The sequence below is a fragment of the Streptomyces sp. SX-6 genome, assembly GCF_059089585.1.
Genome location: NZ_JBTHHU010000008.1, coordinates 175,361 through 201,674, shown reverse-complemented (window position 1 = coordinate 201,674; position 26,314 = coordinate 175,361). Strand labels below are relative to the sequence as shown.

26 protein-coding genes and 3 tRNA genes are annotated in these 26,314 nt (G+C 72.0%); 16 read left to right on the top strand and 13 right to left on the bottom strand.

The window, feature by feature from the left end:
• Window positions 1-26: 26 nt before the first annotated feature.
• On the bottom strand, window positions 27-533 hold the full coding sequence (locus tag ACV530_RS12800; protein WP_494332502.1) for a DinB family protein: 507 nt from the start codon (window positions 531-533) through the stop codon (window positions 27-29).
• A gap of 197 nt (window positions 534-730) precedes the next feature.
• Here ACV530_RS12800 and ACV530_RS12795 point away from each other — a divergent pair, with 197 nt between their 5' ends.
• Window positions 731-1,405, top strand: coding sequence for a hypothetical protein (locus ACV530_RS12795; protein ID WP_494332501.1), 675 nt, complete (start codon window positions 731-733; stop codon window positions 1,403-1,405).
• 57 nt (window positions 1,406-1,462) lie between these two features.
• Here ACV530_RS12795 and ACV530_RS12790 read toward each other — a convergent pair whose 3' ends face one another.
• Window positions 1,463-3,343: an APC family permease gene (locus ACV530_RS12790; RefSeq protein ID WP_494332500.1), complete on the bottom strand. Its 1,881-nt coding sequence runs from the start codon at window positions 3,341-3,343 to the stop codon at window positions 1,463-1,465.
• Window positions 3,344-3,566: 223 nt separating this feature from the next.
• On the opposite strand from ACV530_RS12790, the gene ACV530_RS12785 reads away from it, so the two are divergent.
• Window positions 3,567-4,154, top strand: coding sequence for a hypothetical protein (locus tag ACV530_RS12785; protein ID WP_494332499.1), 588 nt, complete (start codon window positions 3,567-3,569; stop codon window positions 4,152-4,154).
• A gap of 12 nt (window positions 4,155-4,166) precedes the next feature.
• Here ACV530_RS12785 and ACV530_RS12780 read toward each other — a convergent pair whose 3' ends face one another.
• Window positions 4,167-5,102, bottom strand: coding sequence for an oxidoreductase (locus ACV530_RS12780; RefSeq protein WP_494332498.1), 936 nt, complete (start codon window positions 5,100-5,102; stop codon window positions 4,167-4,169).
• A gap of 116 nt (window positions 5,103-5,218) precedes the next feature.
• Here ACV530_RS12780 and ACV530_RS12775 point away from each other — a divergent pair, with 116 nt between their 5' ends.
• The 6 genes from ACV530_RS12775 to ACV530_RS12750 all read left to right on the top strand — a co-directional run bounded on the left by ACV530_RS12775 (window position 5,219) and on the right by ACV530_RS12750 (window position 13,320).
• On the top strand, window positions 5,219-5,881 hold the full coding sequence (locus ACV530_RS12775) for a maleylpyruvate isomerase mycothiol-dependent enzyme family protein (protein ID WP_494332497.1): 663 nt from the start codon (window positions 5,219-5,221) through the stop codon (window positions 5,879-5,881).
• 317 nt (window positions 5,882-6,198) lie between these two features.
• Window positions 6,199-7,122, top strand: a complete 924-nt coding sequence (locus ACV530_RS12770) for a trypsin-like serine peptidase (RefSeq protein ID WP_494332496.1) — start codon at window positions 6,199-6,201, stop codon at window positions 7,120-7,122.
• A gap of 104 nt (window positions 7,123-7,226) precedes the next feature.
• Window positions 7,227-8,552: a deoxyguanosinetriphosphate triphosphohydrolase gene (locus ACV530_RS12765; protein ID WP_494332495.1), complete on the top strand. Its 1,326-nt coding sequence runs from the start codon at window positions 7,227-7,229 to the stop codon at window positions 8,550-8,552.
• Window positions 8,553-8,710: 158 nt separating this feature from the next.
• Window positions 8,711-9,976, top strand: a complete 1,266-nt coding sequence (locus ACV530_RS12760; RefSeq protein ID WP_494332494.1) for an NAD(P)/FAD-dependent oxidoreductase — start codon at window positions 8,711-8,713, stop codon at window positions 9,974-9,976.
• Window positions 9,977-10,021: 45 nt separating this feature from the next.
• The gene (gene dnaG / locus ACV530_RS12755; RefSeq protein WP_494332493.1) at window positions 10,022-11,920 is read left to right on the top strand and encodes a DNA primase; all 1,899 of its coding nucleotides are present in this window, start codon (window positions 10,022-10,024) and stop codon (window positions 11,918-11,920) included.
• A 332-nt stretch (window positions 11,921-12,252) separates the two neighbouring features.
• Window positions 12,253-13,320, top strand: a complete 1,068-nt coding sequence (locus ACV530_RS12750) for an RNA polymerase sigma factor (RefSeq protein ID WP_494332613.1) — start codon at window positions 12,253-12,255, stop codon at window positions 13,318-13,320.
• Between the two features lies 1 nt (window position 13,321).
• Here the strand turns inward: ACV530_RS12750 and ACV530_RS12745 are convergent, their stop codons facing one another.
• Entirely contained in the window at window positions 13,322-14,746 is a 1,425-nt protein-coding gene (locus tag ACV530_RS12745; protein WP_494332492.1) for an FGGY family carbohydrate kinase, read from the bottom strand.
• 42 nt (window positions 14,747-14,788) lie between these two features.
• Complete coding sequence (locus tag ACV530_RS12740) at window positions 14,789-15,076, bottom strand: YtxH domain-containing protein (protein ID WP_494332491.1); 288 nt, start codon at window positions 15,074-15,076, stop codon at window positions 14,789-14,791.
• 208 nt (window positions 15,077-15,284) lie between these two features.
• Here ACV530_RS12740 and ACV530_RS12735 point away from each other — a divergent pair.
• From ACV530_RS12735 to ACV530_RS12725, 3 genes are all read left to right on the top strand, one after another.
• A tRNA-Asn gene (locus ACV530_RS12735) sits at window positions 15,285-15,357 on the top strand.
• 5 nt (window positions 15,358-15,362) lie between these two features.
• A tRNA-Asn gene (locus ACV530_RS12730) sits at window positions 15,363-15,435 on the top strand.
• A gap of 179 nt (window positions 15,436-15,614) precedes the next feature.
• Window positions 15,615-15,688: transfer RNA gene (locus ACV530_RS12725), tRNA-Ile, on the top strand.
• A gap of 101 nt (window positions 15,689-15,789) precedes the next feature.
• On the opposite strand, the gene gltX is transcribed toward ACV530_RS12725, so the two are convergent.
• The 3 genes from gltX to ACV530_RS12710 form a co-directional block, all read right to left on the bottom strand.
• Window positions 15,790-17,205 (bottom strand): glutamate--tRNA ligase, encoded by a 1,416-nt coding sequence (gltX, locus tag ACV530_RS12720; protein WP_494332490.1) that lies wholly within the window; start codon window positions 17,203-17,205, stop codon window positions 15,790-15,792.
• Window positions 17,206-17,234: 29 nt separating this feature from the next.
• On the bottom strand, window positions 17,235-18,218 hold the full coding sequence (locus ACV530_RS12715) for an asparaginase (RefSeq protein WP_494332489.1): 984 nt from the start codon (window positions 18,216-18,218) through the stop codon (window positions 17,235-17,237).
• Between the two features lie 64 nt (window positions 18,219-18,282).
• Window positions 18,283-19,305, bottom strand: coding sequence for a DUF1259 domain-containing protein (locus tag ACV530_RS12710; RefSeq protein ID WP_494332488.1), 1,023 nt, complete (start codon window positions 19,303-19,305; stop codon window positions 18,283-18,285).
• Window positions 19,306-19,468: 163 nt separating this feature from the next.
• Here ACV530_RS12710 and trxA point away from each other — a divergent pair, with 163 nt between their 5' ends.
• The 3 genes from trxA (at window position 19,469) to ACV530_RS12695 (ending at window position 21,003) form a co-directional block, all read left to right on the top strand.
• Complete coding sequence (gene trxA, locus ACV530_RS12705; protein ID WP_494332487.1) at window positions 19,469-19,849, top strand: thioredoxin; 381 nt, start codon at window positions 19,469-19,471, stop codon at window positions 19,847-19,849.
• On the top strand, window positions 19,842-20,438 hold the full coding sequence (locus ACV530_RS12700; protein ID WP_494332486.1) for a histidine phosphatase family protein: 597 nt from the start codon (window positions 19,842-19,844) through the stop codon (window positions 20,436-20,438). The genes trxA and ACV530_RS12700 overlap by 8 nt, the downstream gene beginning before the upstream one ends.
• 139 nt (window positions 20,439-20,577) lie before the next feature.
• Window positions 20,578-21,003 carry an OsmC family protein gene (locus ACV530_RS12695; protein ID WP_494332485.1) on the top strand — a complete coding sequence of 142 codons (426 nt, stop codon included), beginning with the start codon at window positions 20,578-20,580 and terminating at the stop codon, window positions 21,001-21,003.
• A gap of 10 nt (window positions 21,004-21,013) precedes the next feature.
• Here the strand turns inward: ACV530_RS12695 and ACV530_RS12690 are convergent, their stop codons facing one another.
• The 3 genes from ACV530_RS12690 to ACV530_RS12680 all read right to left on the bottom strand — a co-directional run bounded on the left by ACV530_RS12690 (window position 21,014) and on the right by ACV530_RS12680 (window position 22,753).
• On the bottom strand, window positions 21,014-21,580 hold the full coding sequence (locus tag ACV530_RS12690; RefSeq protein ID WP_494332484.1) for a sortase domain-containing protein: 567 nt from the start codon (window positions 21,578-21,580) through the stop codon (window positions 21,014-21,016).
• Window positions 21,581-21,653: 73 nt separating this feature from the next.
• Window positions 21,654-22,244, bottom strand: coding sequence for a hypothetical protein (locus tag ACV530_RS12685; protein WP_494332483.1), 591 nt, complete (start codon window positions 22,242-22,244; stop codon window positions 21,654-21,656).
• A 68-nt stretch (window positions 22,245-22,312) separates the two neighbouring features.
• Window positions 22,313-22,753 (bottom strand): MarR family winged helix-turn-helix transcriptional regulator, encoded by a 441-nt coding sequence (locus tag ACV530_RS12680; RefSeq protein ID WP_494332482.1) that lies wholly within the window; start codon window positions 22,751-22,753, stop codon window positions 22,313-22,315.
• A gap of 96 nt (window positions 22,754-22,849) precedes the next feature.
• Between ACV530_RS12680 and ACV530_RS12675 the strand changes: the two genes are divergently transcribed.
• Together ACV530_RS12675 and ACV530_RS12670 are read left to right on the top strand one after the other, a co-directional pair.
• The gene (locus tag ACV530_RS12675) at window positions 22,850-23,863 is read left to right on the top strand and encodes an NADP-dependent oxidoreductase (RefSeq protein ID WP_494332481.1); all 1,014 of its coding nucleotides are present in this window, start codon (window positions 22,850-22,852) and stop codon (window positions 23,861-23,863) included.
• Between the two features lie 32 nt (window positions 23,864-23,895).
• The gene (locus tag ACV530_RS12670) at window positions 23,896-24,324 is read left to right on the top strand and encodes an organic hydroperoxide resistance protein (protein ID WP_494332480.1); all 429 of its coding nucleotides are present in this window, start codon (window positions 23,896-23,898) and stop codon (window positions 24,322-24,324) included.
• Here the strand turns inward: ACV530_RS12670 and ACV530_RS12665 are convergent.
• Complete coding sequence (locus ACV530_RS12665) at window positions 24,321-25,037, bottom strand: carbon-nitrogen hydrolase family protein (RefSeq protein WP_494332479.1); 717 nt, start codon at window positions 25,035-25,037, stop codon at window positions 24,321-24,323. The genes ACV530_RS12670 and ACV530_RS12665 overlap by 4 nt on opposite strands.
• Window positions 25,038-25,045: 8 nt before the next feature.
• A complete protein-coding gene (locus ACV530_RS12660) occupies window positions 25,046-26,314 on the bottom strand; it encodes a pyroglutamyl-peptidase I (protein WP_494332478.1) in 1,269 nt (422 codons plus the stop codon).

The window sequence follows — 26,314 nt, the reverse complement described above, 5'->3', positions numbered from 1 at the left end:
TCCGGGCCCCCGCGCCCGTGTGCGCGTCAGGCCCCGACGGTGCCGTCGACGCCCTCGCGCAGGAAGTCGGCGTGCCCGTTGTGGCGGGCGTACTCGGTGATCACGTGCAGCATCAGCGTCCGCAGTGACATCTCCTCGCCGGTACGGGGATGACGCACGGCGACGTCGAGGGACGTGGCCTTCTCCTCGATCCGGCGGGCCTGTCCGACCTCCGCCTGCCAGGCGGCGAACGCCTCCTCGCGGGTGGCCGTGCTCGCGTCGTACGCGGCCTGGAAGTCCCTCTCGGCCGACCACACAAGAGGTATGTCCTCCTTGTTCAGCACCGCGCGGAACCAGACGCGCTCCACCTCCGCCATGTGCCGCACCAGGCCGAGCAGGGAGAGCGTCGAGGGCGGCATCGAACGACGGCGCAGCTCCTCGTCGGTGAGGCCGTCGCACTTCATGGCGAGTGTGGAGCGATGGAAGTCGAGGTAGCCGCGGAGCGCCTCGCGCTCGCCGGCGTGCAGAGATGGCTGGATACGTTCGGTGGTCATGACTGATTCCCTTCGGTAGGGCGGAAGTTGCAGCGCGAACCACTTACCAGGATCGCTTAACGATCAACTACAACTTTGCCAAGTCTTGGTGTATTTGATTAATTGTTTACGTCAGTCTCTTTCGCAACAGGCGGCGACTCCCTGCGCATTGACATCGCCGTCCCCCCCACGCGTGTTGCGAGAGGAACGACAACGACATGGTGAAGAACAGAACGCTGCGCTACGGCGGCCGGGTGCTGGCACTGTCCGGGGCGGCGATGGGCATGGTGGCGGCGATGGCGCTGCCCGCCGCGGCCGACAGCAACCCCACCCGCAAGGAGCTCATAGCCGACTGCGCCTCGGGCGTGGGCAAGTGCACCTTCAACGACCCGAAGCTCGGCGACGCGTACCTCGGTGACTTCCGCCAGGTCTCCAACTCGCTCTACAACTGCAGCACGACGGCCGCCACCCAGTCGATGACCTGGTCCGACACCGTCGGCTCCTCGGACACGGCGGGCGTGTCCATCACGGCGGGCGGCAAGATCGCCGACATCATCAACCTCAGTGTGACCGCGAACTACAGCCACACCTGGTCGAGTTCCCGCACCGAGTCCAGCTCCCTGAACATGACCGTGCAGCCCGGCGAGGTCGGCTGGATCTCCCGCGCCCAGGTGATGCAGAAGGTCTCGGGAACCTGGCAGACGCACTACGACAGCCCCAAGTGGGGCCACTACTACTGGTACGTCCCGGACACCATCACCGGGCCCGCGGCCAACGGCACGGACGGTGTGAGCAACGCCGTGGTCGTCAAGAGCCGGAAGATGACGGACGCGGAGAAGACGTCCTGCTCCGCGAACGCCCGCAAGGGGAAGACGTTCCAGCTCAGCCGGTAGCGCACATGCAGCGGCCCCCGTTGTGCCGTCACAACGGGGGCCGCGGCGCGTCACGCGTCAGCGGGCTTCCGCCGCGCCGATGCGGAACCGGAGCCGGCAGATCACCGCGTCCGTGTCCCGGCGTACCGCGTGGGCCACGACCGCGCCGCGCTGGTTCTGCAGCAGCCGCTGCCAGAAGTGGGCGGGCTCGACCTCGGGGATGAGGACGGTGACGCGGTTGTCCGGGTGGCGGTCGGTCAGCTCGCGGACGTACTCGATGATCGGACGGCCCAGGGCCCGGGTGGAGGCGGGCAGTTCGACGAGGTCGACGCCCGGGTTCCACAGCTCCCAGTCGCGCCGCAGCGACTCGGTGGCCTGCCGTCCCTCCGAGTCGGGGTGGGCGACGGTCACGGCGACCACCTCGTCGCCGAGCGAGACGGCGGCGGTCAGCGCCTTGCTGGTCAGGCGGGACAGCGAAGAGACGGGCACGACGACCACGGAGTGGCAGCGGCGCGGGGTCTCGGGCACCCGGCCCAGCTCCAGGCGGTCGCCGATCCGGCCGTACGCCTTGTGGACGACCTCGAACGCCACTACGAGCAGCGGCAGTGCGAGGACGATGATCCAGGCGCCCTCACTGAACTTGGTCGCCGTGACGACGACGGCCGCCGCCGCGGTGAGCACCGCGCCGAAGCCGTTGAGGAGGGCCTTGCCCTGCCACCCGGCCGAGCGCTCCTGGCGCCAGTGGCGGACCATGCCGACCTGGCAGACCGTGAAGCCCACGAACACGCCGATCGAGAACAGCGGCACCAGGGTGTTGGAGTCGCCGCCGGAGAAGACCAGCAGCAGCGCGGACACCAGGGCGAGGGCGAGCACGCCGTGCCGGTGGACCTGGCGGTCGGCCTTGAGCGCGAAGACGTGCGGCAGGTAGTTGTCGCGGGCGAGCAGGCTCATCAGGACGGGCAGGCCGCCGAAGGAGGTGTTCGCGGCCAGGGCGAGCAGGATCATCGTCGCGAACTGGACGACGTAGAACGCCCAGTTGTGGCCGAGCGAGGCGTCGGTGAGCTGGGCGAGGACGGTGACACCCTCGGCCGGCTGGAGATGGAAGCGGCCTATGAGGATGGACAGGCCGATGAGCATGACACCCAGCACCGCGCCGAGCGCGACCTCCGTGCGCTGGGCGCGCTTGGCGCGCGGTGCGCGGAAGGACGGCACGGCGTTGGCCACGGCCTCGACGCCGGTGAGGGCGGAGCAACCGGCCGAGAACGCCTTGAGCAGCAGCAGGGCGCCGACGGCGGTCGCGTTCTGGCTGACCACGGACGCGTGCCCGGCGGTGGCCGTGGTGCTCGCGGGCGCGTCACGGAAGAGGCCCACGACGATCACCGCGAGGATCGAGCCGACGAAGATCGCGGTCGGCAGGATGAAGGCCTTGGCGGACTCCACGATGCCGCGCAGGTTGATCGCCGTGACGAGCAGGAGCACCGCCAGGCAGATCCACACGCGGTGGTCGTAGAGGGAGGGGAAGGCGGAGGTCAGGGCGGCGACGCCGGCGGTGACCGAGACCGCCACGTTCAGCACGTAGTCCAGGATCAGGGAGGCCGCGGTCACCAGGCTGGTGCGGCGCCCGAGGTGCCGCTTGGCGACCGCGTACGAGCCGCCGCCGTCCGGGAAGGCCGCGATGACCTGCCGGTAGGAGGCGACGAGGACCGCGAGCAGGGCCGCGATCGCGAGGGTGACCGGCAGGGTGAAGCCGAGGCCGTGGGCCCCGGCCGCCGCGAGCACGAGGACGATCGACTCGGGCCCGTACGCGACCGACGCCATCGCGTCGAGCGAGAGGGCGGCGAGGCCCTGGGTGGCGGTGAGCCGGTGCCGGTCCTCGGCGGCGGCCTGCGCGGCGTTGGTATCAGGCGGTTCCCCGCCGTTGCCACCGGGCCGCTTGTCCGTATTGGCCAGCGTGGACATCTCTGGTCGTACCTCCGTGACGTGGGACGGCCAGCGTGCGTCGGCGCCGACCGGTCCGAGCCCGCCGTTGTCGGTCTCTTGGCGGTTTTTGGCGGGATCTTCACGGCTTGTTGACGCGTGGGGTGGACGGTGTGTCAGCACGGCGTCAGGTTTGACCCGTCGAGCATCAGTGTCGCGTCAACATTCCACGAAGCCGGGAAGAAGCCGTCCTAGCGTCACGAACATGGGACGGCGACTGGCGGCACGCGCTCGTGCGGCACGCGCGAAGGTACGCGGACGGAGGTCGCTGGACCGCCCCCCGCCCGGCGACGGAGTACTCGCCTGGGACCGGGGATGGCGGCGCGAGGCCAAATCCGCCTGGCGGTTCGGCATCGGGCTCGCGGGCGTCCTCACGCTCGCCGACCTCGCCCGGGGCTCGCTCGATCCGCCACGCGCCGGCGCGTGGATGGTGCTGGGCGCCACTCTTCTCTTCGTGCTCCGTCCTCCGCGGATCACCGCGGGGGACGGGTGGCTGGCGGCCCGGACCGTCTTACGCGAGCGACGCGTGCGCACCGACCGGCTCACGCACGTGCGCCGGGACGACGGGGTCGCGCCGCGGCTGGTCCTGATCGACGCGTGCGGCGGCCGCGTCGAGTTCGACCCCCGGGTGCTGAAGGCGAACCCGCTGCTGTGGCACCTGCTCGACACCGGAGTGCGCCGCTCGCGCGAGGCCAATCTGCTGCGCGAGGGCGCGAGTTCACTGGCCGCGCTGGCGGAGCGGATCGACGGCGAGGGGGCGCGCCAGGTGTTCCGGGCCTCGGGGCTGGACTAGGGAGTGCCGGGACTACGCGACCTTCGGCGGCCAGTCGTAGGTCACGCCCGTGAGGCGCTCCGACGCCGCCCACAGGCCGGCGCTCGCCTTGTCGCTGCGCGTCCACGACGCACGGACCGAGCGGGTCGGCGCACCGCGCAGCAACTGGACGCGGGGGCCGATGAAGTCGTCCTGCCGGACGTCCGGCGCGGTCGCGGCGTAGAGCGTGGGCAGCGCCCCGTCCTCGGCGCTCTGGGCGACGACGCGGTTGGCGATTCCGACGAATCGTTCCGCCCAGGCCCGGCCCTCCATCTGCACGCCGGCGGTCTGCAGGTTGGTGGAGGCGTAACCGGGGTGCGCGGCCGCCGCCACCACGGGCGAACCGTCCGCGGCCAGGCGGCGCGCGAGCTCGTGGATGAACAGCAGGTTGGCGCTCTTGGACCGGCCGTAGGCGATCCAACGGCGGTAACGATTCTCCATGTTGAGGTCGCGCGGGTCGACCGTGCTCAGGAAGTGCAGGCCGCTGGAGAGGCTGACCACCCGCGCCCCGTACCCGGCTTCGCGAACTCTGGGCAGCAGCAGGCCGGTCAGCGCGAAGTGGCCGAGGTGGTTGGTGCCGAACTGCATCTCGAACCCGTCGACGGTCCTGCGCTGCGGCAGGGCCATCACGCCCGCGTTGTTGACCAGCAGGTCGATCCGGTCGGCCTTGAGGTCGTCGGAGAAGGACCGTACGGAGGACAGGTCCGCCAGGTCGAGCCGGGCGAACTCCACGTCGGCACCGGGTGCTTGGGACCGGATCAGCTCCTCGGCCGCCTTGCCCCGGGTCGCGTCCCGGCAGGCCAGCACCACTCTGGCGCCGCGGCGGGCGAGTTCGCGGGCGGTGACGAGACCGATGCCGCTGTTGGCACCCGTCACCACCGCGGTGCGCCCGCTCTGGTCGGGTATGTCGTTCGCAGTCCAGCCGTTCACTGTGCCGTGCTCCTCTACGCGTGAGTAGCCTGTGCCGGTCCCAGCCTAGGCGACGGTCGGCCGGACGGCGCGCGCACAGTCCCCCGAATGTCAGCGGGCGTTGATACGGTCGCGGCATGTCGGAATCGCATGGAACAGCAGCGCAGGAAGCACACGCCCCGGTGACCGCCGACGACGTCGCGGAGGCCGTGCATGTGACGGTCGCCGCGCTGGCGGGCGTGCCGGAGGGGATGTGGGGCAGGCCCGCCGGGTCCCTGGACTGGGACTGCTGGGAGACCGTGGAGCACCTCGCGGACGATCTGTTCGCTTATGCCGCGCAATTGGGGCCGCGCATACGCCCGTTGGAGAGCTACCTCCCGTTCCTGATGGCGGGCCGCCGGCCCGGCGGTCCGCGGAACACGGTCTTCGCGGACCGGGAGGCGGGCCCCGCGGGGCTGCTCCAGGTGCTCGAGGCCAGTGGCGCGCTGCTGGTGGCCATGGTGCGTACGACCCCGGCCGAGGCCCGCGCGTTCCATCCCGCCGGCATAGCCGACCCCGAGGGCTTCGCGGCGATGGGCGTCGTGGAGACCCTGGTGCACGCGCACGACGTCGCGGCGGGCCTCGGCGTGGAGTTCACGCCGCCCGCGGCGCTGTGCGCGCGGACGCTGGTCCGTCTGTTCCCGGACGTGCCGCCGGGCGAGGACCCCTGGCAGAGCATGCTCTGGGCCACCGGGCGCACGGAGCTGCCCGGCCGCCCGCGCCGGACGGCGTGGAGGTGGGACAGCAGCGTCCGCTCCTGAGGAGCCGCGTCCCGGGTCTTACACGGGTCTTACGGCACGGCTGACCTCGCCCCCACTCCGGTCGGAACCCTGTGCGACCGATAGGTCCGGTGTGCGAACCGGGGGATGCGCAAGGGGCCATCACCCCGCTAACCTCGGCTTTCGCACCCGTGCGCCACGCCGGATGCCAAATTCGGCCAGGGTTTGATGAGCATTCGTACGCTGGTCATACGCCGAATCGTCCGTTGTGGGCTGCGTGGACAACACTCCGCTGCGGTTCCCGTTCCGGATGGTGCGGACAGCCTGTCGACGACCTTCCTTACCTGGTGGGGGTGCCCGTGCGTTTCTCCCGGTGGAGCCGGGCCCGGTGGGCCCGGGCCGTGCTCGCGGGGCTGTACGTGGTGGCCCTCGCGGCGGTCATCCCCCGGGGAGCGAACGCGCACGGCAAGGAGCGCAGCTGGTCGAGCCAACAGGCCCAGCGGTTCTGGGGACCCGCCCGGACCGCGGACGACGCCGGCGACGCGGACACCGACGCCAAGAGCGAGGCCCAGCGCATCACCGGCAGCGCACGGCACTTCGGCGGCGTACCGTCGGTCGGCGTCATCTTCTACACCGGCGACGACCTCAAGAGCCACCACTGCACGGCGAGCGTGGTGCACAGCCCCAAGGGCAACCTCATCATCACGGCCGGGCACTGCTCGATAGGCGACGACGCGGCCTTCGTACCGGACTACCAGCAGGGCGCCGACGCCGACCACCAGCCGTACGGGGTGTGGCCGCTGGAGCGCACCTTCACCGACCCCCGGCGCACCGACACCGGCGACGGCTCCGACTACGACTACGCCTTCGCCACCGTCCGCCCCGACAGCAAGGGCCGCCACATAGAGCAGGTCACGGGCGCCAACCGGCTGATCCGCACGCCCGGATACGTCAACCGCGTCACCGTCATCGGCTATCCGAGCGCGGACGAGGACCCCGCCGACGAGGCCATCCGCTGCTCGGCGATGACGAGCCGGCTCGAGGAGTACAACCAGCTGCGCATGCGCTGCGACGGCTTCTTCTCCGGCACGTCCGGCAGCCCGTGGTTCATCCACTTCAACGAGAAGACGAAAACGGGCGACCTGGTCGGCATCCTGGGCGGGCTGAACGGCGGCGGCCCCGACGGGGACAAGTCGTCGACGGTCTCCTACAGCCCCGTCAACGACGACGAGGTCTTCAAGCTCTACCTCGACGCCATCAACAACCGTGAGCCCAAGCGCTGACCTCCGGCCGCCGACCTCCGGCTGCTGGCCGCTGACCAGCGAAATCATGCTCCGGTGACGTACGGCCCATGCCGCTGTCACACCCGGCGGCTACCGTCGGGGATATGAACGGCACAGAGCAGCCCCTCATCGCCGGGTACGACGCAACGGATGTGGAACGCTGGGCCCCCGAGCCCGACAAGCGCCCGGGCCGTACGGCCTTCCAGCGCGACCGCGCCCGCGTGCTGCACTCCGCCGCGCTGCGCCGCCTCGCAGGCAAGACGCAGGTCGTCACCCCGGGCGGCGCCGGCGGCCAGGCGTGGGACGCCAGTCCGCGCACCCGCCTCACCCACTCCCTGGAATGCGCCCAGGTGGGCCGGGAGCTGGGGGCCGCGCTCGGCTGCGACCCCGACCTCGTGGAGACCGCCTGCCTCGCCCACGACCTGGGCCACCCGCCGTTCGGGCACAACGGTGAGCAGGCGCTCGACGAAGTCGCGGCCTCCTGCGGCGGTTTCGAGGGCAACGCCCAGTCGCTGCGGCTGCTCACCCGGCTCGAGCCCAAGCGCTTCGTCCCCCGCCCCGGGACGGGCGAGCCGGTGAGCGTAGGGCTCAACCTCACCCGCGCCGCCCTCGACGCCGCCACCAAGTACCCCTGGGCGCGCGGCGGTCACCCCACCGACCCGGCCTCCCGCAAGTTCGGGGTCTACCAGGACGACCTCCCCGTCTTCGAGTGGTTCCGCAAGAGCGCCCCCGGGCACCGGCGCAGCTTCGAGGCGCAGATCATGGACTGGTCCGACGACGTCGCCTACTCCGTGCACGACGTGGAGGACGGCCTGCACGCCGGGCACCTCGACCCCAACCTCCTGCTCGCCGAGCCCGAGCGGCGCGAGGTGTTCGCCGTCGCCGCCGCCCGCTACGCCCCCGGCGCGGGCGGCGAGGAGCTGGCCGAGGCCCTCGACCGCCTCCTCGAGGCGGAGTGGTGGCCGCACGGGTACGACGGCCGCGCCATGGCCCAGGCCCGGCTCAAGGACGCCACCAGCCAGCTCATCGGCCGCTTCTGCCTGGCCGCCGAGACCGCCACCCGCGCCGCCTGGGGCAACCGCCCGGGCCGGCTGACCCGCTACGGCGCCGAGCTGGTCGTCCCCCGGGAGACCAGGCTGGAGTGCGCCGTGCTCAAGGCCGTCGCCGACCGGTACGTCATCCAGCGCGAGGACCAGGAGAAGCTCCGCGCCGAGCAGCGCGTCATCATCGCCGAGCTCGCCGGGGCTCTCGTCGCCCGCGCGCCCGACGGCCTCGACCCGCAGTTCCACTCCCTGTTCACGGAGGCGGCCGACGACGCCGGGCGGCTGCGCGCCGTCGTCGACCAGATAGCCGCCCTCACCGACGCCTCCGCGCGCTCCCTGCACGCGCGGCTCACCGGAGCGGCCCCGCGCCGCGAAGGCGAGCCATGATCCGACGCCCCGGCCCGCGGAGGAGTTCTCCGGCGTACCGCGGGTAGCTGACCGGGGCAGTGCTCTTCCCGACGCGCACCGTGTGCGGGACCCTTTGGCACTGCGTTCCGGCCGGGGACGCACCGACCGCAACACGGACCTCAGCGAGGAGGCAGCAAGTGGTGGACGCAGACCAGACGTTCGTCATTGTCGGAGGGGGCCTGGCCGGCGCGAAGGCCGCCGAGACCCTCCGTGCCGAGGGCTTCACGGGCCGGGTGATCCTCATCTGCGACGAACGGGACCACCCCTACGAGCGCCCGCCGCTGTCCAAGGGCTATCTGACGGGCCGTGAGGAGCGCGACAGCGTCTTCGTCCACGAACCCGCCTGGTACGCCCAGGCCGACATCGAGCTCCACCTCGGCCAGCCCGCCGTCCACCTCGACCGCGCGGCCAAATCCGTGCGCCTGGGCGACGGCACCCGCATCCACTACGACCGGCTGCTGCTGGCCACCGGCGCCGAGCCGCGCCGGCTCGACATCCCCGGCACCGGCCTGGCCGGCGTCCACCACCTGCGCCGGCTCGCCCACGCCGAGCGGCTGCGCGGCGTCCTCGCCTCCCTCGGCCGGGAGAACGGCCACCTCGTCATCGCCGGAGCCGGCTGGATCGGCCTCGAGGTCGCCGCGGCCGCCCGGGGCTACGGCGCCGAGGTGACGGTCGTCGAGCCGCAGCCCACCCCGCTGCACGCCGTCCTCGGCCCCGAACTCGGCCAGGTCTTCACCGATCTGCACGCCGAGCACGGCGTCCGCTTCCACTTCGGCGCCCGTCTCACCGAGATCACCGGCCAGGACGGCATGGTCCTCGCCGTCCGCACCGACGACGGCGAGGAGCACCCCGCGCACGCGGTCCTCGCCGCGATCGGCGCCGCCCCCCGTACCGCCCTCGCCGAGGCCGCGGGCCTCGCCCTCATCGACCGGGCCGATGGCGGCGGCATCGCCGTCGACGAGTCGCTGCGCACCTCCGACCCCGACGTCTTCGCCGCCGGCGACGTCGCCTCCGCCGAGCACCCGTGGCTCGGCACCCGCCTGCGCGTCGAGCACTGGGCCAACGCCCTCAACGGCGGCCCCGCCGCCGCCCGCGCCATGCTGGGCCGCCCCGTCTCCTACGACCGGGTGCCCTACTTCTTCTCTGACCAGTACGACGTCGGCCTCGAGTACTCCGGCTACGCCCCGCCCGGCTCGTACGACCAGGTCGTGTGCCGGGGCGACGTCGGCAAGCGCGAGTTCATCGCCTTCTGGCTGCGCGAGGGCCGCCTGCTGGCCGGGATGAACGTCAATGTGTGGGACGTCACCGATCCGATCCAGCGGCTCATCCGCTCCGGAGCCGTCCTCGACCCCGCCGCCCTCGCGGACCCGGGCACGCCACTGGCCTCGCTCCTGCCGCAGTGACCCGGCCCGGCAGGGGATGTCCGAACCCCACCGTAGAATTCACGCGTGGCAGGCAGGATCAACGATGACGATGTGAAGGCGGTCAGGGACGCGGTCCCGATCGACGCCGTTGTGTCCGAGTACCTCCAGCTGCGCAACGCGGGCGGCGGCAGCCTCAAGGGCCTGTGCCCCTTCCACGACGAGAAGTCCCCGTCCTTCCACGTCAGCCCGGCCAAGGGCCTCTACCACTGCTTCGGCTGCCAGGAGGGCGGGGACACGGTCGACTTCGTCATGAAGATCGACCATCTCTCCTTCGCCGAGACCATCGAGCGCCTCGCCGCCCAGGCGGGCATCACCCTGCGGTACGAGGAGGGCGGCTACACCCCCGGCCGCCAGCAGGGCGAGCGCACCCGCCTGGTCGAGGCCCACAAGGCCGCCGCGCAGTTCTACACCGAGCAGCTGGAGCGCCCTGAGGCCGAGATCGCCCGGGCCTTCCTCGCCGGCCGCGGCTTCGACCAGGCCGCGGCAGCCCACTTCGGCGTCGGCTACAGCCCCGCCGGCTGGGACCACCTCACCCGCTTCCTGCGCGGCCGCGGCTTCAGCGACAAGGAGCTGATCCTCTCCGGCCTCTCGCAGGACGGCCGCCGGGGCCCCATCGACCGGTTCCGCGGCCGGCTCATGTGGCCCATCCGCGACATCACCGGCGACGTGATCGGCTTCGGCGCCCGCAAGCTGCGCGACGACGACAACGGCCCGAAGTACCTCAACACCCCCGAGACGCCGCTCTACCGCAAGTCCCAGGTCCTCTACGGCATCGACCTCGCCAAGAAGGAGATCGCCAAGGGCAACCGGGCCGTCGTCGTCGAGGGCTACACCGACGTCATGGCCTGCCACCTCGCCGGGGTCACCACCGCCATCGCCACCTGCGGCACCGCGTTCGCCGGCGACCACATCAAGATCCTCCGCCGGCTGCTGATGGACAACTCCCGCGCCAAGGTGATCTTCACCTTCGACGGTGACGCCGCGGGCCAGCGCGCCGCCCTGCGCGCCTTCGAGGACGACCAGAAGTTCGCCGCGCACACCAACATCGCCGTCAGCCCCGGGGGCATGGACCCCTGCGAGCTGCGCCTCGACCGGGGCGACGAGGCCGTCCGGCAGCTCGTCGAGGAGAGCACCCCGCTCTTCGACTTCGCCATCCGCTCCGTCGTCGGCCGGCACGAGGTCGACTCGCCCGAGGGCCAGGCCGCGGCCCTCGAAGAGGCCGCCCCCATCGTGGCGGGCATCAAGGACAGCTCCATCCGCCACCAGTACGCCGTGCGCCTCGCCGGCCTGCTGGGCATCCTCGACACCCAGTTCGTCGTGATGCGCGTGAGCCAGCTGGCCCGCTGGGCCCGCGAGCGCGGCGAGGCGAAGAGCCGTCCCGCGCCCGCCGCCTCCCGCCCGGCCGCCGCCCCGGCGGCGGAGCGCCCCGCCCCGGCCGGCGGCCCCGCGCTCAACCTCCGCAGCCCCGCCCACCGCACCGAGCGCGAGCTGCTCAAGCTCGCCCTCCAGTACCCCGAGCTGGTCGCCCCCGCCTTCGACGCCTACGGGGAGGACGAGTTCACCGCCCCGCCCTACGCCGTCGTCCGCCGCGCCATCGACGAGGCCGGCGGTGTCACCCAGGCCGGCGGCGACCACGTCGCCAAGGTCCGCGAGGCCGCGCCCGACGACACCGTCCGCGCCCTGGTCACCGAGCTCGCCGTCGAGGCCGTCCACGCCCGCACGGTCGACGAGGTCTACGCGGGCGCCCAGCTGGTGCAGGTGCGGCTGCGGGCCGTCGAGCGCCGGATCAGCCAGGTGCAGGCGAGCCTGGTGCGCCTCGGCGTCCAGGCCGCCCCCGACCACCTCGCCGCCGTGCAGAACGAGCTGTGGGTCCTCGAGCAGTACGGCAAGGCCCTCAAGGAGCGCGGCGCCGACGCGCTGTAACCGCGCCCGGTCACGGCCCGACCGCAGAAAGTGGCCGCAAGCCCCTCGTGGCGGGCCCTCGTCGTGCCCCACACTGGTGGGCGGTGCCCGAGCCCTCCGGGCGTGGCAGGGACCGGGAACCGAAGACCCTCCGCGAAGCCGCTCTTTCGCTTTGGGCGGGCGGTGGCCCGGCCGCCGCCACGCCCGGTTTTTCTGCCTCTGCCCAGTAGCCCGGCTGCCCGGTAGCCCGGCCCCGACCAGCCCACGTTCCAACAGCCCACGTGCCGAACAGCCCACGTTCCGAGCAGTTCCGCCCGACGCGCACCGTCCCCACAAGTTCTGCCCCAGCAGCGATCACCCTGGAGGTCGCCCCCGTGCAGACCCGGACCCCCACTCTTCCGCCCGAGGCCGGCCCCGTACCGGCCGTACCGCACCAGCCCGGGCCGCCCGCCGCAGAGACCCTCGCCGACGACACGGCCCCCGAACAGGACCGGCGCCCGGACACCGGCAGCCCGTCCTCCGACCTCTTCCGCCAGTACCTCCGCGAGATCGGCCGCATCCCCCTGCTGTCGGCCGCCGAAGAGGTGGAGCTCGCCCGGCGCGTCGAGGCCGGGCTCTTCGCCGAGGAGAAGCTCGCGGGCACCCCCGACCTCGACACCCAGCTCGCCCTCGACCTCGACCGGCTCGTGGTGCTCGGCCGGATGGCCAAGCGCCGTCTCATCGAGGCCAATCTGCGGCTCGTCGTCTCCGTGGCCAAGCGCTACATAGGCCGAGGACTGACCATGCTCGATCTGGTGCAGGAGGGAAATCTGGGGCTGATCAGGGCAGTTGAGAAGTTCGACTACGCCCGGGGCTACAAGTTCTCGACGTACGCGACCTGGTGGATCCGGCAGGCCATGTCCCGCGCGCTCGCCGACCAGGCCCGGACGATCCGAGTCCCCGTCCACGTCGTCGAGTTGATCAACCGTGTCGTCCGCGTCCAGCGCCGCATGCTCCAGGAACGCGGCAGCGAACCCACCGCCGAAGAGGTCGCCGCCTACCTCGACCTCTCCGAGGAACGGGTCAGCGAGGTCCTGCGCCTCGCCCAGGAACCGGTCTCCCTGCACGCCCCCGTGGGCGAGGAGGACGATGTCGCGCTCGGCGACCTCATCGAGGACGGCGACGCCGCCTCACCCGTCGAGTCCGCGGCCTTCCTGCTGCTGCGCGAACACCTGGAAGCCGTGCTGTCCACGCTCGGCGAGCGCGAACGCAAGGTCGTGCAGCTGCGCTACGGACTGGTCGACGGCAGGGCCCGCACCCTGGAGGAGATCGGCCGGATCTTCGGCGTCACCCGCGAACGCATCCGCCAGATCGAGTCCAAGACCCTCAACAAGCTGCGCGACCACGCCTTCGCGGACCAGCTCCGGGGCTATCTGGAATGAATCAGAAGGCGCCCGGGTGGGTCTGCTCGCGCACGGTCACGTACTGCTGCCGTACGGCCTGGCCGACCGCGAGCTCCTCGCCCGCCTCGAACACCTGGCTGGCCGCGGACGGCCAGCGCGGCGGCTCCTGCGGGGACAGCACGCCGTGCTGCACGCCCAGCGCCCAGGCCGCCTGCCGGGCCGCGCCCAGAGCCGCGTAGTCCGCCGGCTGTGGCACCACGACCTGCGTACCGAACAGCAGCGGTGCCATTGCCTGCACGGCGGGCAGCTCCGCCGCCGCGCCCAGCAGGAACACGCGCCGCACCACGACACCGCGCCCGCGCAGCACGTCCAGCGCGTCCGTCAGCCCGCACAGCATGCCCTCGAACGAGGCCCGCGCCAGGTGCTCCGGCTTCATGCTCTCGCGGCGCAGCCCGGTCAGCGTTCCGGCGGTGTGCGGCAGGTGCGGGGTGCGCTCGCCCTCCAGGTACGGCAGCAGCACGAGCCCGGACGCACCGGGGGTGGACCGCAGCGCCAGCGCCGACAGCCCCTCGAGGTCCGTACCGAGCAGCTCGGCCGTGCCGCGCAGCACCCGCACCGCGTTGAGCGTGTGCACGACGGGCAGGTGCATCCCGGTCGCGTCCGCGAACGAGGTGATCGTGCCGGTGGGGTCCGCCAGCGCCTCGTGGTGCACTGCGAACACCGAGCCCGAGGCGCCGAGCGAGATCACCGCGTCACCGGGGCCGACGCCCAGCCCGAAGGCCGCCGCCATCGTCTCGCCCGTACCGGCCGAGATCAGCAGCCCCTCCGGGGTGTGTCCGGCGGGCTCGGCGGGGGCGAGGACGTCCGGCATCACCGCCTGACGGCCCAGCGCCAGCTCCACGAGATCCGGCCGCCAGCTGCCGGTGGCCGCCGACCAGAACCCGGTGCCGGACGCGTCGCCGCGGTCCGTCGTACGCCGCAGCGGGCGGCCCAGCAGCTGCCAGACCAGCCAGTCGTGCGGCTGCAGCAAGGCCGCGACCCGCGCCGCCGACTCCGGCTCGTTGCGGGCCAGCCAGCGCAGCTTCGCCACCGCCAGCGCCGCCTGCGGCACCGACCCGACGGCCTCCGCCCATGCGGCACGGCCGCCGAGCGCGTCGGTCAGATCCGCCGCCGCGGCCTGCATCCGCCTGTCGTTGCCGAGCAGCGCGGGCCGTACGAGCACCCCGCCGGCGTCCAGCGCGAGCAGCCCGTGCTGCTGCGCGGAGACCCCGATGGCCTGCACCCCTTCGAGCACCCCTCCGGCGGCGGCCTCGCCCAGTGACATCAGCCACGCCTGCGGATCGCCCTCGGCGGCGGACGGTGGATGCGGTGCGTACCCCTGCCTGAGCACGGCACCCGTGTCCGTGTCACAGACGACGATGCGCGTGCTCTCACTGGAACTGTCCAGCCCGGCGACTATCCCCATGCGCAGGATGATGCCCTACTTCCGCACCCGCCCCGCATCCGGTCAGGTGTTGCTCGTACCCCAGTCGTCCTCGTCGGCCCCGCGCTGCTCCCGAAGCGAGCGCACCCGGTCGGCCACCGGGCCGGGAATGCGGTGGCTCAGCCGGTCGACGGCACGGCTCGTCATGGCCCGGGCATTCTGCGCGGCCGACTCCGCGGTATTGCGGACCGCCGGATTCTGTGCGATCCGCTGCGCACCCTTGCGCAGCTCCTCGTACCGCTCGCGGCCGGCCCTGGCGCCGAGTACGTACCCGACAGCCATCCCAGCGACGAACGTCAGCCGGTAGCGCATCACGCCCCATCCTTCCCTCGGATCCCCTGAACCCCGCAGATCTCGGAGCCCCTGCCGGGCTGTGCTCGGCGCCTACCCGGCGTCCCGGGAGGTCACTCCCGGGATACCGATTGGCGGAGCACCCCCCTGCTTGCGCTAATGTATGTCTCGCAGCGAGCGCACGCCGCCCGGGAAGCCGGGCGAAGAGGCATTCGAGGCACACGCACAGTCCCCTGTAGCTCAATTGGCAGAGCAGCCGGCTGTTAACCGGCAGGTTACTGGTTCGAGTCCAGTCGGGGGAGCGCGATCCTCTGTAGCTCAATTGGCAGAGCAGCCGGCTGTTAACCGGCAGGTTACTGGTTCGAGTCCAGTCGGAGGAGCAAGGAAGAGGACCCCCTCGGGGGTCCTTTTTTATGTCTGTAAGGGAACCGACCCGGCCGTGATCGAAGTCCTCAAGGTCAGGCTGGTCACGCGATGCGGCCCCGCTGGGGCAGCAGATCGTATGAGCGGCTATGCTGCGGCAGACGGCGCGCACAGATGTGCGCGACGCGCCGTGGACGGGGCGGTAGCTCAGCCGGTTAGAGCAGCGGACTCATAATCCGTCGGTCGTGGGTTCGAGTCCCACCCGCCCCACTCGTACGGCATCGATGCAGAAACGATCTGGCCTGCGTCTTCGGAGCCCCGACCGGTCACGACCGGGCGGGGCATCGTGTTGTCGGGATCCTGATCCCGGCTCACACGGCTTCGGGTAGCCGCTCGAGCGCCGCATCGATCCGGGTCAACGTACGCCCGCGCCCGAAGACTTCCACCGACTCGAAGAGCGGAAGCCCCACCGCCCGCCCGGTGACCGCGACGCGCACCGGGGCCTGTGCCTTCCCCAGCTTCAGCCCGTGCTCCGCCGCCGCGGCTTCCAGCCCGGCCTTGAGGCCGTCCGCCGTCCAGTCGCACTCCGCCCAGCGGGCCCGGGCCGACAGCAGCACGTCGCGGGCGTCCGGCTTCATGGCCTTCGCCCACGACGCCTCATCGGCGGGCGCGGTGTCCAGGAACAGCCAGTCCACGTACCTCGTGATCTCCGACAGCACCGTCAGCCGTGTTTGGGCCAGGCCGGCCACGGCCCGGAACGCCGCCTCGTCGAACGCCTCCGGGGCCCACGGGGCGTACGGCGCTTCCAGCCACCTGCGGCACTCGGTGACGAACCGCTCCAGCGGCAGGGCCCGGAGGTACTCGCCGTTGAAGGCGGACAGCTTCTTCACGTCGAAGTAGGCCGATGCCTTGTTCACGTCTTCCAGGCGGAACAGCTTCTCCAGCTCGTCGTACGGCCGGATCTCGGCATCGTCGCCCGGACCCCAGCCCAGAAGCATCAGGTAGTTGACCATCGCGTCCGGCAGGTAGCCCTCGGCGAGATAGTCCTCCAGCGCCACCTTGTCACGGCGCTTGGACAGCTTCTGCCGCTTCTCGTTGACGATCACCGGCAGATGCGCCCACACCGGCGGCCCGGCGCCCAGCGCTTCCCACAGCAGCTGCTGCTTCGGGGCGTTCGACAGGTGCTCTTCGCCGCGGATCACGTGGGTGATGGTCTCGCGGATGTCGTCCACGGCGTTGGCCAGCACGAAGACGGGGGAGCCGTTCCCGCGGGCGATCACGAAGTCCTCGAGGGACGCGTTCGGGAACTCGGTGCGTCCTCGTACGACGTCGTCGACCACCGTCGCTCCGGCGTCCGGGGTCCGGAAGCGCAGGGCACGCCCTTCCGCGTACTCCAGGCCACGCTCACGGCAGAAACCGTCGTACCCGAGGTGCTGCGAACCGGTGCGCTCGACCAGGTCGTCCCGCCGGCAGTCGCAGTAGTACGCCTTGCCCTCGGCGAACAGCCGCAGCGCGGCTTCCCGCTGTGCCCCGGTGTTGTGCGACTGGAAGTACGGTCCTTCGAAGGCCGGTTCCTTCTCGCTGATCCCGATCGCCGTCAAGGCATTGATGATCCCGTCCACCCACTCGGGACGGTTGCGTTCGGTGTCCGTGTCCTCGATCCGCAGGACGAACTTGCCCTGTCGCTGTCGTGCGACGGCCCAGTTGAACAGAGCGGAACGGGCGCCGCCCACATGGAACATGCCCGTCGGCGACGGAGCGAAGCGAACTCGAACGGTCTTGGACATGCGCCAAGCGTAGTGGCCGCCGGCCTTCCCTAGTCGGCCGTGAAAGCCGCTTCGATCGCGGCGCGTTCCGCACCCTGGGCGAGCAGTTGACGGAGAAGGATCCTGGCCTGGTACGGGCTGAGGGTGCCCGCCGGGATGAGGCCACGGCCGATGAGGTCCGTCTCCGAGCCCGCGAAGCCGTAAGTGCGGGTCAGTACGGGGCCGTTGGTGATCCGTGAGGCGAGGATCACCGGCATGCGCGCGGCGAGGCGCTCGAGCGTTGCCGCGAGTTGCCGCGGTACGTGCCCCGCCCCGAAGGCGGCGATGACCAGGCCGTCGCACGAGTCGCCCCACTGGTCGAGCAGGGCCCCGTCGTCGCCGAGGGCGACGGTGTACAGGCCGACTCTGGCCGCGTGTGCTGCCAGGGGTTTCATGGGGGCGGGGCGTCGAGGCGGCGTGGCGACGAGCTGTACGCGGCCTTCGGTGACGCGGCCGAGCGGGCCCGCGCCCGGTGAGGTGAAGGCGGCGGGGCTGGTGGTGTGGGACTTGCGTACGTGCCGGGCCGCGTGGATCTCGTCGCCCATGACGACGAGGCATCCGGCGCCTCGCAGCTTCGGGTCGGCCGCCGCGACAACGGCGGCGTAGAGGTTCCCGGGGCCGTCCGGGCCCGCCATGGCCGGGTTGCGCATGGCGCCCGTGACGATCAGCGGGGCCTGGTGGGCGTGGCAGAGGTCCAGGAAGAAGGCGGCCTCCTCGATCGTGTCGGTCCCCTGGGTGACCACCACGCCGTCGACGCCGCCTCCTGCCAGTAACCGGTCGACGGACTCGGCGAGTTCGGTGAGGTGCTCGAAGGTGAGCGACGCCCCGGGGACCCGGCACACGTCGTGCACGCGTAAGTCGACGCCGAGCGCGTCCAGGCCGGGGACGGCGGCGAGGAGGTCGTGGGCGGACAGCGTCGGCACCACGCTGTCGGTCGCGGGGTCGGTGGTCATGGCGATGGTTCCGCCGAGGGAGTGGAGCGCGATCGTCACCATGCCTGCCCCTTTCCCCGCGGACCCCCCTTCCCCACCCGGGGAGAGGGGGAGGGGGCGGAGCGCGTCAGGCGTCGGAGGCGCCTGATGGGGCGACGTTGGTCGCCTTCACGGCGGTGTGCAGCGTCCGGGAGAGCTTCACGGCGTCGCCGTCGCCCCAGAAGTGGAGGTAGAAGAGCCGCGGGTCGTCCCGCAGCATGTGGCTGTGCAGGGAGACCACCTTGATGCCCCCGTGCCGCAGTGCCTTGATGACGGGCTGGACCTCGCCGGCGAGCAGCACGAAGTCGCCGATGGCCACGGCCCGTCCGTTGCCGAGCGGCTGGAACGAGATGGCCGTGGTGGCCCCCGTCCCCTTGGGCATCAGCCGGTTGTGGTCGGTGATGGTCTCGCGGCGGGCGAAGGTGACCTTGTGGATCCCGCCCTCGGCACCGCCCTTGACACCGAACACCGAGTCGATGCGGCTCGTGTCCAGGTCGACGTCGCGCCGCTTGAGCTCGGACCACGCCGGGGTGCCCGTGACCTTCAGCGCCGCGCGCAGCCCCCGGGCCAGGGTCTCGGCCCTGCCGATCCCGTGGACGTGCGTCCACCACACGTTGGGCTCGTGCGCGAGCAGGTGCTTGTGGATCGCGGTCTGCCCGATGCCGTGGTCGTTCAGGATGTCGATCACGTGCTGCAGCTCGTTGTCCGTGACCGCCATGTCGCCCATGAGCATGGTCCGGTCGTCGGCGTAGCGGATGAAGGAGACGTACGACCCGACCCCCATGTTGGCGTCGAGTTCGACGCCCTGCGAGCGCACGCACAGGTCGTAGCGGGGGAAGCCGATCCGGTAGACGGTGTTGCCGGCGACGCGGCCCCTGCCGCGCAGCATGTCACCGACCTCCTGCCAGTCGGCGGTCTTGGTCTGCACGGGTTTGATGAGCGTCCGGTCCGGGACGGGCGGCTTGTCGTCGGGCCGGGAGTCGGACCGCAAGGACCGGAAGCCCGCGGCGGCCGTGCCGGCCAGAACGGGGGTCAGGGCGGCGGCGGTCATCACCCGCCGGCGGGTGGTGGACAGGTGCGCTTCCGGGGCCGGCTTTCTGTCACCGGTCATATGATCACCTCCATCGGTGGTCATGTAACCACGGTCACATTCGCTCGGCCGGTAGGTCCGTGTAGGCCATCGGGTGCCAGCCGGGAGGGGCAGGAATACGCCCCGGCACACCCTGGTTGCCGTACGTGAGTCACAGTGACGACGACCGGAAGCGGGTGTGCGCATGAGCGGCAGCACCGTGGAGCTCACCAAGGACAACTTCGACGAGGTGGTGGCGGGCAGTCCGTTCGTCCTCATCGACTTCTGGGCCGCCTGGTGCGGCCCGTGCCGGCAGTTCGCGCCGGTCTACGAGGCAGCCGCGCGGCGCCACGAGGACGTGGTGTTCGCCAAGGTCGACACCGAGGCGCAGCCCGAGCTGGCGGCGACCTTCGAGATCCGCTCGATCCCGACCCTGATGATCGTGCGCGACAACATCGCGGTGTACGCCCAGCCCGGCGCCCTTCCCGAGGTCGCTCTGGAGGACGTCATCCGCCAGGCACGCGCGCTCGACATGGACGAGGTACGGGCCTCCGTCGCCGAGGCGCAGGGAACCCCGGGTGAGTGAGCTCCTGCTCGTCCGGCACGGCGAGACCGAGTGGAGCCGTACGGGCCGTCACACCAGCTGGACCGACGTCGGGCTGACCGGGCGCGGCGAGCAGCAGGCGGCGGCCCTGCACCCGCTGCTCGCGGGGCGGGAGTACGGGCTGGTGCTCACCAGCCCGGCCGCGCGGGCCGTACGGACCGCGGAGCTGGCCGGGCTGTCCGGCGCGAAGACCGACGAGGACATGCGGGAGTGGGATTACGGCGGTTACGAGGGGATCACCACCGCCGAGATCCACCGGACGCGGCCGGGCTGGTTCCTCTTCGACGACGGGGCCGTGCCGGGGCCCGCCGGGCACCCGGGCGAGAGTCCCGCGCAGGTCGGGGCGCGCGCCGACCGGGTGCTGGCCCGCGTCGAGCCGTACCTGCGGGATGCGCGGGGCGGCGATGTGGTGCTGGTCGCCCACGGGCACTTCCTGCGGGTGCTGACGGCCCGTAGGCTCGGGCTGCCGCCCTCGGCGGGCGCCCTGTTCCGGCTGGACACCGGGACCGTCAGCCGCATCGGCACCGAGCACGGCCGCCCCGCGCTGGTGGCCTGGAACACGGTGCCGTAGCCGGGCTTCCGGGAGGGAGTCACCGCGCCCTGCGGCGAGGAATCGCCGGCCAAGCGCCGGGGCGCGTGTCGGATCCGGGACCGCCGGACGCGGGCCCGGATGATCGTCGTATCAACCGCATTCATCCAGGAGGACCATCGTGGCCACCAACCGCATTGCGCACACGGTCTGGACGGGCGACCTGCTCAAGGGCAGCGGCGTCGTCAGCTTCGACTCGTCCGGCATCGGGGAGCAGCCGGTGAGCTGGCCGTCGCGCTCCGAGCAGGCGAACGGGAAGACCAGCCCGGAGGAGCTCATTGCGGCGGCCCACTCCAGCTGCTTCTCCATGGCGCTGTCCCACGGCCTGGCCGGCGCGGGCACGCCGCCCACCCGGCTGGAGACCAAGGCCGAGGTGACCTTCCAGCCCGGCGAGGGCATCACCGGCATCCACCTCACGACCCGCGGCGAGGTGCCCGGGCTGGACGAGGCGGGCTTCGTCGCGGCGGCCGAGGAGGCCAAGAAGAACTGCCCGGTCAGTCAGGCGCTCGCGGGCACGACGATCACGCTGGACGCCGAGCTCGCCTGAGCCGGCGCGGTCACGGCTGCCGCAGGGTCGCGTAGACGACGAGCTTCTTCGCGTCGCCCTGGCCGCCTGCGCAGGTGACCAGGCGCAGGGCCTTCTCCAGGGTCTTGCCGTAGACCTTGCCGGTGGGGAAGGCGCTCTTGTCGACGGTCTCGGTGCCGGTCACGGTGAAGTGCAGGATCCTGCCGTCGCCGCGCTCGACGTCGATCACGGTGCCCTTGTCGACCTTGTGCAGGTCGTTGAAGACGGCCTTGCCGTCGCGGGCGTTGCTGTGACCGATGATCACGGCGGCCCCGGCGGTGCCGGGCAGGGCGCTGCCGGTGTACCAGCCGGCCGTCCTGCCCTTTTCCGCCGGCGGTTCCTGCACGCTCTTGTCCTTGTTCCGGGCGAGCCGCAGCAGCGGGCTGTCCACCCCGATCGAGGGGATCCGGATCCGCTGCGGCTCGTCGGGCGAGGCGGGGGCGGAGATGGTCCTGGAGGTGTCCGTCCCGCCCAGCGAGCAGCCGGCCAGCAGGGCCACGGGCAGCGCCAGGGCCGTCAGGGCGAGGCCGGTGAGGGCGAGACGGCGGGTACGGGACATGCGTTCACCGTACGGACGGGGCCCGCGCCGCCGCCTCGGGCAGATGGCCGGTCCGCCGCCCCCGCGCATCCGCCTAAAGGACGAGACGCTGGAAGAGCCCCCAGGTGAACTCGGCGACGTACTCGCCCCGCGCCCCGGAGGCGTCCGGCGCGGTGAAGGCGAGGCGCCAGCGGGTCGGGGCCGTGCCCTCCATCGGCCGGGCCGGGGCGAAGGCGCGTGCCACCTCGTCCACCGTGCACGACCAGGGCACCAGGTCCTCGACGGTGCGGGGTGCGGGGCCCGGTATGCCGGGGGTGCGCACCAGCCACTCGTTCCACACCGCCCCGCCCGGGGCGGTCAGCACCTCGAACCGCAGGTCGGGCCAGAGCGGTACGGGCCAGGTCAGGGCGTCGAAGTCCAGATCGCCGACCCGGCGCGTGGCCGTGGTCGCGGGCGGGCCGAGCACCGAGCGGTAGCGGGCTCCGGCCGCGCGGCGGCGCGGCCCGTGCAGCATCGCCTGCCAGCGGCGGTTGGCCTCGCGCATCGCGGCTCGTTCCGCGCCCAGCTCGCGCAGGGCGTCCTCGACCAGGCCGGGCTGGTGGTCCGCCATGCGGCGCAGGAGGACGAGCTGGAACTCGAGGGGGCCGAAGGGCTGCTCAGGGTCGGAGGGGCTCATGAGGGTCATCGTCGCGTATGCGCCCGGGGCAGGTGATCGGTCCGGGGAAAGACGGGGAAGAGGTTTACGGGAAGGGTTTACGCGGAGTCCCCGAGCATGCGCCGGAGCAGGTCGCGCAGGACCGTGCGCTCGTCGTGCGACAGCCCTGCCAGGGGCTCGCGAGCGAAGTTCAGCTCCTCCCGCAGCCGTTCGGCCGTGGCCCGTCCCTCGGCCGTGGCGGCGGCCAGTTTGACGCGGCGGTCGTCCGGGTCCGTCCGGCGCTCGACCAGGCCGCGGGTCTCGAGGCGGTCGACGATGCCCGTGACGTTCGACGGCTCGCACTTGAGCCGCTCGGCGAGCCGGCGCATGGGCAGCGGCTCGCGGGCGAGCAGGGTCAGCAGCTTGGCCTGGGCGCCGGTGAGGGAGTGTCCCGCGGCGGCCGCCTCGTACTCCTCGTGATAGCGGGTCACGACGGTGGCGATCAGCTCGACGACCTCGACGGTCAGCGGATCGGTACGGGGAATGGGTCGGGGCGCCATGGGGACAGCGTACCGCTTTGCTTGACAACATGAAATGTTGAGGTTCAATGTTGTTTTAGGTGCTGAAGTAATAGAAGTAAGCAGGAGGTCCCCCCTATGTCCGCACTGCCCACCACCGGTCGTGCCTGGCATCTCGTCGCCCGCCCGCACGGCTGGCCGAAGCCCGAGGACTTCGCGCTGCGCGAGATCCCCGTCCCCGAGCCCGGCGAGGGCCAGATCCTGGTCCGCAACCTGCACATGTCGGTCGACCCCTACATGCGCGGGCGCATGAACGACACCAAGTCGTACGTGCCGCCCTTCGAGCTCGACCGGCCCATGAGCGGCGGGGCGGTCGGCGAGGTGATCGCCTCCCGCGCCGAGGGCTTCGCCCCGGGCGACCACGTCCTGCACGAGCTCGGCTGGCGCGAGTACGCCGTGCTCGACGCCCGGCACGGGGTCAAGGCGGACGCCGGTGCCGCGCCGCTCACCGCCTACCTCGGCGCGCTCGGCATGCCCGGCATGACCGCCTACGCGGGCCTGCTCGAGGTCGCCTCCTTCAAGGAGGGCGACGCCGTCTTCGTCTCCGGCGCCGCGGGAGCGGTCGGCAGCCAGGTCGGCCAGATCGCCAAGCTCAAGGGCGCCTCGCGCGTCATCGGCAGCGCGGGCTCCGACGAGAAGGTGCGCCGCCTCGTCGAGGAGTACGGCTTCGACGCCGCGTTCAACTACAAGAACGGCCCCGTCGCCGAGCAGCTGGCGAAGGCCGCGCCCGACGGCATCGACGTCTACTTCGACAACGTCGGCGGCGAACACCTCGAGGCCGCTCTCGGCGCCCTCAAGCTCCACGGCCGCGTCACGCTGTGCGGGGCGATCGCCCAGTACAACGCCACCGAGCCGCAGCCCGGCCCGGGCAACCTCGTCCTCGCCATCGGCAAGCGGCTGCGCCTCCAGGGCATGATCGTCAGCGACCACCAGGCCCTGCGCCCGCAGTTCGTCGAGGAGGTCGGCGGCTGGATCCGCTCCGGCGAGCTGGTGCGCGACGAGACCGTCGTGCACGGCATCGACAACGCCGTGGAGGCCTTCCTCGGCATGCTGCGCGGTGACAACACCGGCAAGATGATCGTCAGCTTCTGACGCCCGAACCCCCGCAATCCAGGAGAACCGCCATGTCCGTCCAGCCCGTTGAGGTCCTCTACACCGCCGTCGCCACCGCCGAGAACGGCCGTGACGGCCGCGTCGCCAGTGACGACGGCAAGCTCGACGTCGTCGTCAACCCGCCGAAGGAGCTCGGCGGCAGCGGCGCCGGCACCAACCCCGAGCAGCTCTTCGCCGCCGGCTACAGCGCCTGCTTCCAGGGCGCCCTGGGCGTCGTCGCCCGCCAGGAGAAGGCCGACATCTCCGGCTCGACCGTGACCGCCGAGGTCGGCCTCGGCAAGACCGCGGACGGCGGCTACGGCCTCACGGTCGTCATCGAGGCCCGCATCCCGAACGTCGACGAGGCGACCGCGCGGGCGCTGGTGGAGAAGGCGCACCAGGTGTGCCCGTACTCCGTCGCCACCCGCGGGAACATCCAGGTCACCCTGCGCGTGGCCTAGGCCGGAACCGTGGCGAGCGCCAGCCCCGGCTCCGTCTCCGGGGCCTCGCCGAGCACCCTGCCGTCCGGTGCCCACACCGCGCTGAGGCCACAGGCGGTGTAGGTACCGGCCGGGCCCACGTGGTTGGCGAGCAGGACGTGCAGGCCGTGGTCCTTGGCCAGCGCCGGGAACAGCTCCGCACGCTCCTGCCGGCCGCAGCCGTTGCCGTACAGCGAACTCGCCACGAACAGCGAGCAGTTGTCGGCAGCGGCACACGCCGCGTGCTCGGGGAAGTGGGCGTCGTAGCAGATGACCAGGCCCACGCCGACCCCGTCCACCGTGAACCGGCCCTCACCCCTGTCACCCGGGACGAAACCGGCGGCGCGCTCGGTCGTCGTCACGTGCCGCTTGTCGTAGCGCGTGAGCAACGCGCCGTCCGGGCCGTAGACGAACGAGCTGATCGTCGGCCCCGCCGCGCCGCGCCCCGCGCAGTTGACCACGACCGTGACGCCGGTGCCGCGCAGGGGCGCGAGCCTCGGGTCGTCGGGGTCCAGGGCGAGACGGTCCTGGTCGGCCGCTATCGCGGCGAGCTCGTAGCCGCTCACGGCCAGCTCCGGGAAGACGACCAGCGAGGCGCCGCGTCCGGCGGCCTCGGCGACGAGTCCCGTCATGGCCGAGACATTGGCCTCGACGTCCGTCGGCCGGGCGGTGAACTGTGCGGCTGCAATGATCATGCGCTTCATCATGACCCACCGAGGGTGCCCGCGGCCACCGTGAGCAGCGACCTGACCTGTGCGGTGATGGCCATCCGGTTGCGCACGAACTCGGGATCGGTGACACGGTCCGTATTGTCGGAAGCGAACCGCAGCACCGGCGTGTGCAGATGCCCGCCCGGGACCCTCAGCCGCACCGCATCGCGCAACAGCGTGGCCCGGTAGGCGATTTCGTTGGACAGGTAGTCGCCCCCGCCGCCCTCGCGTGCGGCCGAACCCGGCGTCGGCCCGTCCGAGCGCACGACGGGCTCGGTCCCGCCCTTCGGGATCTCGGTGACCTCGGTGTGGTCGACCACCGGGAACGGCCCCGTGTGCGCCGCGGTCATCGCGGCGTACGGCAGCGTCGTGCGCGTCCACTGCGGCTGCGGATGGACGGTCGGAATGCCGCGCGGTACCGGCACGGTGCCCTTGCGCGAGAGGCGCGCGTTGTCGAGCGCGCCGCCGCGCCAGGCGCCGTTGGTGCGCTCGACGTCGAAACGGCCGGGACGGCCCTGGCTGATGGTGGTGAACATGTCCACCTTCCCCGGCCCCTTGAAGTACGGCAGCAGGGTCCGCTCCACCGTGCCGTGCGCGAAGTCCTCCCAGCGCACCGGGAAGACGACGGTCTCGATGCGCGCCGGACCCGAGGGCGTACGGACCGTCGTGCCGTCCAGCGCCAGCGCCGCCGCACCCGACGGGTTGGAGCGCCGGATGTCGCCGTCGAGCTGGAACGGGTCGAAGCCGGTGACCAGGATGCGCTTCACCTTGTGGCCCGGGGCGAACGCTACGGAGTCCTGCCCCCGCGAGGAGCGCTCCACCTGTGCGATCAGGCCCTCGCGCCGGGCCTCGCTCAGCGGGAAGCGGGGCCGCCACGTGCGCAGCTCCTTCGTCAGGCTCAACCGGGCCCAGTACAGCGGCCGGTCGTCGTCCCGGCTCAGGTCGCCGCCCGCCGGGCCGCGGCCCTGCGCCCGGTCCACCGCGCGCCGCCACAGCCGCCGCCCCTCGTCGGCCGCGACCCGCCCCGCCTGCGCGGCGCTGCGGGTACGGGACAGGGCGCGGGCGAACTCCGGCCCCGTCGCGGCGAATCCGCTGCGCCGCAGGATCTCCTGCGGCACGGGTGCGTCCAGCCGGCTCTCCTCCACGGTGAGCGGCGGCGGCCCGGCGGCGGCCCGGGCGGGTGCGGCGACGGGGGACAGGGTGAGCGCAAGGGCGGCCACGGCGGCGCTCCGCAGGGCCGATGTGCGTGTGAAGGTCGTCAT

Bases quoted from the DNA above. Each gene is read 5' to 3' on its own strand.
- ACV530_RS12685 (WP_494332483.1), bottom strand. From the start codon at position 22,244: ATGACCCTCATGAGCCCCTCCGACCCTGAGCAGCCCTTCGGCCCCCTC.
- ACV530_RS12765 (WP_494332495.1), top strand. From the start codon at position 7,227: ATGAACGGCACAGAGCAGCCCCTCATCGCCGGGTACGACGCAACGGAT.
- ACV530_RS12745 (WP_494332492.1), bottom strand. From the start codon at position 14,746: ATGGGGATAGTCGCCGGGCTGGACAGTTCCAGTGAGAGCACGCGCATC.
- ACV530_RS12675 (WP_494332481.1), top strand. From the start codon at position 22,850: ATGTCCGCACTGCCCACCACCGGTCGTGCCTGGCATCTCGTCGCCCGC.
- ACV530_RS12690 (WP_494332484.1), bottom strand. From the start codon at position 21,580: ATGTCCCGTACCCGCCGTCTCGCCCTCACCGGCCTCGCCCTGACGGCC.
- ACV530_RS12775 (WP_494332497.1), top strand. From the start codon at position 5,219: ATGTCGGAATCGCATGGAACAGCAGCGCAGGAAGCACACGCCCCGGTG.
- ACV530_RS12710 (WP_494332488.1), bottom strand. From the start codon at position 19,305: ATGACCGGTGACAGAAAGCCGGCCCCGGAAGCGCACCTGTCCACCACC.
- ACV530_RS12665 (WP_494332479.1), bottom strand. From the start codon at position 25,037: ATGATCATTGCAGCCGCACAGTTCACCGCCCGGCCGACGGACGTCGAG.
- ACV530_RS12800 (WP_494332502.1), bottom strand. From the start codon at position 533: ATGACCACCGAACGTATCCAGCCATCTCTGCACGCCGGCGAGCGCGAG.
- ACV530_RS12660 (WP_494332478.1), bottom strand. From the start codon at position 26,314: ATGACGACCTTCACACGCACATCGGCCCTGCGGAGCGCCGCCGTGGCC.
- ACV530_RS12680 (WP_494332482.1), bottom strand. From the start codon at position 22,753: ATGGCGCCCCGACCCATTCCCCGTACCGATCCGCTGACCGTCGAGGTC.
- ACV530_RS12785 (WP_494332499.1), top strand. From the start codon at position 3,567: ATGGGACGGCGACTGGCGGCACGCGCTCGTGCGGCACGCGCGAAGGTA.
- trxA (WP_494332487.1), top strand. From the start codon at position 19,469: ATGAGCGGCAGCACCGTGGAGCTCACCAAGGACAACTTCGACGAGGTG.
- ACV530_RS12715 (WP_494332489.1), bottom strand. From the start codon at position 18,218: ATGGTGACGATCGCGCTCCACTCCCTCGGCGGAACCATCGCCATGACC.
- ACV530_RS12740 (WP_494332491.1), bottom strand. From the start codon at position 15,076: ATGCGCTACCGGCTGACGTTCGTCGCTGGGATGGCTGTCGGGTACGTA.
- ACV530_RS12670 (WP_494332480.1), top strand. From the start codon at position 23,896: ATGTCCGTCCAGCCCGTTGAGGTCCTCTACACCGCCGTCGCCACCGCC.
- gltX (WP_494332490.1), bottom strand. From the start codon at position 17,205: ATGTCCAAGACCGTTCGAGTTCGCTTCGCTCCGTCGCCGACGGGCATG.
- ACV530_RS12790 (WP_494332500.1), bottom strand. From the start codon at position 3,343: ATGTCCACGCTGGCCAATACGGACAAGCGGCCCGGTGGCAACGGCGGG.
- ACV530_RS12795 (WP_494332501.1), top strand. From the start codon at position 731: ATGGTGAAGAACAGAACGCTGCGCTACGGCGGCCGGGTGCTGGCACTG.